Origin of the sequence: Mesorhizobium sp. M5C.F.Ca.IN.020.32.2.1 (assembly GCF_004023105.1) — a bacterium.
In the GTDB taxonomy this organism is placed as follows: Bacteria; Pseudomonadota; Alphaproteobacteria; order Rhizobiales; family Rhizobiaceae; genus Mesorhizobium; species Mesorhizobium wenxiniae.
This window is the reverse complement of sequence record NZ_RZSX01000751.1, coordinates 1-3,160: the sequence shown is the minus strand read 5'-3', so window position 1 is coordinate 3,160 and position 3,160 is coordinate 1. Positions and strand designations below refer to the sequence as shown.

3 protein-coding genes are annotated in these 3,160 nt (G+C 61.0%); all 3 read right to left on the bottom strand.

The window, feature by feature from the left end; all coding sequences use genetic code 11:
• Positions 1-47: 47 nt before the first annotated feature.
• Positions 48-461: a GNAT family N-acetyltransferase gene (locus EOA86_RS28240; protein WP_128344679.1), complete on the bottom strand. Its 414-nt coding sequence runs from the start codon at positions 459-461 to the stop codon at positions 48-50.
• Between the two features lie 56 nt (positions 462-517).
• The gene (locus EOA86_RS28235) at positions 518-2,230 is read right to left on the bottom strand and encodes an NAD+ synthase (RefSeq protein WP_128344677.1); all 1,713 of its coding nucleotides are present in this window, start codon (positions 2,228-2,230) and stop codon (positions 518-520) included.
• Positions 2,231-2,393: 163 nt separating this feature from the next.
• Positions 2,394-3,107 (bottom strand): DNA-3-methyladenine glycosylase I, encoded by a 714-nt coding sequence (locus tag EOA86_RS28230; RefSeq protein WP_128344674.1) that lies wholly within the window; start codon positions 3,105-3,107, stop codon positions 2,394-2,396.
• Between the last annotated feature and the right edge of the window lie 53 nt (positions 3,108-3,160).

The window sequence follows — 3,160 nt, the reverse complement described above, 5'->3', positions numbered from 1 at the left end:
GTCAGAAGATTTGCAACAATCGCGGGTTGTGCGCCGTCGTCGTCCACTCAGGCTACCGGAATACGATCGAGCCGCATGTAGCGGCCATCGGTGGACGGCCTGAAGCCAAGTTTTTCGTAAACCGCGTGGGCATCGTTGGTCGACAGGCTCCAGTGCGTGACTGTCTTGCAATCCGGATGATCGATAAGCGCCTGGACAAGCCGCGTGCCGATCCCTTGCCCACGATATTCCGGCCAGATGATGACATCGGCCAGATAGGCAAACACCATGCGGTCGGTGATTGCCCGGCCGAAGCCGACCTGCTTGCCGTCGGAATAGGCGCCAACGCAAAGCGAATTAGCAAAGGCGCGGCGGTGGACTTCATCGCTGCGCCCGCTGCCCCAGTAGCTTGCCATCAACAGGTCGGAGGTTGCCCGGAAGTCGATCCGTGACACGTCGAAGCTGATTTCACAGTCAGGCATAGCTGTCCCACTGATCGTCCGGCCGCAGCCATTTCACAGGAGCGAGAAACGGTGATCTATCCATCCCTGAACCGGTTGGTGATGGGATAACGGCGGTCGCGGCCGAAATTCTTTTTGGTGATCTTCACGCCGGGCGCTGCCTGCCGGCGCTTATATTCGGCGATGTAGAGCAGATGTTCGACGCGCGTCACCGTCGCCCGGTCGTGGCCGCGGGCAACGATCTCGTCGACACCCATCTCGTTCTCGACCAGACACTCCAAGATGTCGTCCGGCACCGGATAGGGCGGCAGCGAATCCTGATCCGTCTGGTTCTCGCGCAGTTCCGCCGACGGCGCCTTGTCTATGATGTTGTTCGGAATCACCTCGCCGGAGGGGCCCAGTGCGCCCGGCGGCACGTGCGTATTGCGCCAGCGCGACAGCGCATAGACCTGCATCTTGTAGAGGTCCTTGATCGGGTTGAAGCCGCCATTCATGTCGCCGTAGAGCGTGGCGTAGCCAACCGACATCTCGCTCTTGTTGCCGGTGGTGACCACCATCGAGCCGAACTTGTTGGAGATCGCCATCAAAATGGTGCCGCGCGCGCGGCTCTGCAGGTTTTCCTCGGTGATGCCTTCCCTGGTGCCCTCGAAAAGCTGCGTTAACGTATGCAGGAATCCCTCGACCGGCTCGAAGATCGGCACGATATCGTAGCGGCAACCGAGCGCGCGGGCACAGTCCTCGGCATCCCTCAGCGAGTCCTTCGAAGTGTAGCGATAAGGCATCATCACGGCGCGCAGCCGTTCCTCGCCGAGCGCATCGACGGCAAGCGCCGCGCAGATCGCCGAATCGATACCGCCGGATAGGCCGAGCACAACGTTCTTGAAGCCGTTCTTGTTGACGTAGTCGCGCAGGCCCAGCATGCAGGCGCGATAATCGGCCTCCTCCTTTTCCGGGATTTTCGACATCGGCCCTTCGGAGCAGACCCAGCCGTCGGAATTATTTCCATTTTGCCCGCCTGCGGCGGCGCGGTTTCTCTTCCAGGTGGTGACGTTGACCGTCTCCTCGAACTGGCTCATCTGGAAGGCCAGCGTCTTGTCGGCGCCGATGGCAAAAGATGCACCGTCGAAGATCAGTTCGTCCTGGCCGCCAAGCTGATTGGCATAGATGATCGGCAATCCGCATTCGATGACCTGGCGGATGACAACCTGGTGGCGAACGTCGACCTTGCCGCGATAATAGGGCGAGCCGTTCGGCACCAGCAGGATTTCCGCACCGCTTTCGGCCAGCGTCTCGCAGATGCCGACATCGCCCCAGATATCTTCGCAGATCGGAATCCCCAGGCGCACGCCGCGGAAATTGACCGGTCCCTGCATTTCAGGACCAGCCTGGAAGACGCGCTTCTCGTCGAATTCGCCGTAATTCGGCAAATCGAGCTTGTAGCGCTCTGCAAGGATCTTGCCGCCATCGGCGAAAATGATCGAATTGTGGGTGCCGCTCTTGCGCTTCAATGGCGTGCCGATGATGACGCCCGGCCCGCCATCGGCAGTATCGCCGGCGAAATCCTGCGCCGCCCGCTCGCAGGCGTTCAGGAAAGCCGGCTTCAGCGCCAGGTCTTCGGGCGGATAACCGGCGAGGAAAAGCTCGGTGAACAGCACGAGGTCGGCGCCCTGGCGGGCGGCATCCGCCCTCGCCTCGCGCGCCTTGGCGAGATTGCCGGCGACGTCGCCAACCGTCGGATTGAGCTGGGCGACGGCGATGCGCAATATGTCGGAAGCGGTGTTAATGGTCATGCCTGCTGACTTAGCGCGGCAGAATTCGCCGGGCAATGGCGTTCGCTTGGACCACCCCAGACCGAATGACATGTGTCATTCGTGTCCAGACCGATCGACGACGTCGATCGTGTCTTGACCGATCGACGGATCGTGTCGGATCGATCGACATATCGATCGTGTCCTATTCGCCCATATATTCGCGCAGTGCCTCCGGCGAGTGGTTGTCGCCGATCGACATCGCCAGAATGCGCGAAATATGCCGGCGCGGCAGGCTGGTTTCCGCCGCCCAGACATTGATCTGGTTCTGGATCTTGTCGAGATCCCTCTTGGAGGTCGGGATTTCGGCGATGTCCAGGCCGGCGTCGCGCAGCGCCGCCGCCATGTCGGCCGAGACGATGAAGGCGTCCCACTCCAGCCACCTCAGAAAATACTGGCCGGTGTTGCCGCCGAGCCGGCTGCCATGCTTGCCGAGATAGGCCATCAGTCCAACCTGGTCGTCTTCAGGCCAATCGGCAAGGAACCTGCCGAAGCCGCCATGCTCCTTCGACACCCTCTCGACAAACACCGCGTTGTCGCGGACAGATTTGATCTTCTGCGGGTTGCGCACGATACGCTCGTCCCTCGCCAGATCGTGCCAGAAATCGTCCGGCTGAAACAACAGCCGCTTCGGCTCGAAGCGGAGGAACGCTTCTTCGAAACCAGGCCATTTCTGCTCGATGACACGCCAGACGAAACCAGCGGCGAAAACACGCTCAGCCATGGTCGAGAGGATGCGGTCGTCGGTAATGTCAGCCACCGCGGCATTGTCGGGCATAGGTCCCAGCAGCGACGCCAGCGCCGCTTCCCCGCCCTTGCGTTTGGCCGCGCGGGCGCGGATTTTCTGAAAATCCATCATTGTTTCCTCACCTTATCGCTTCAATCTACCACTTCCCGTGCGAACCAGTAGCC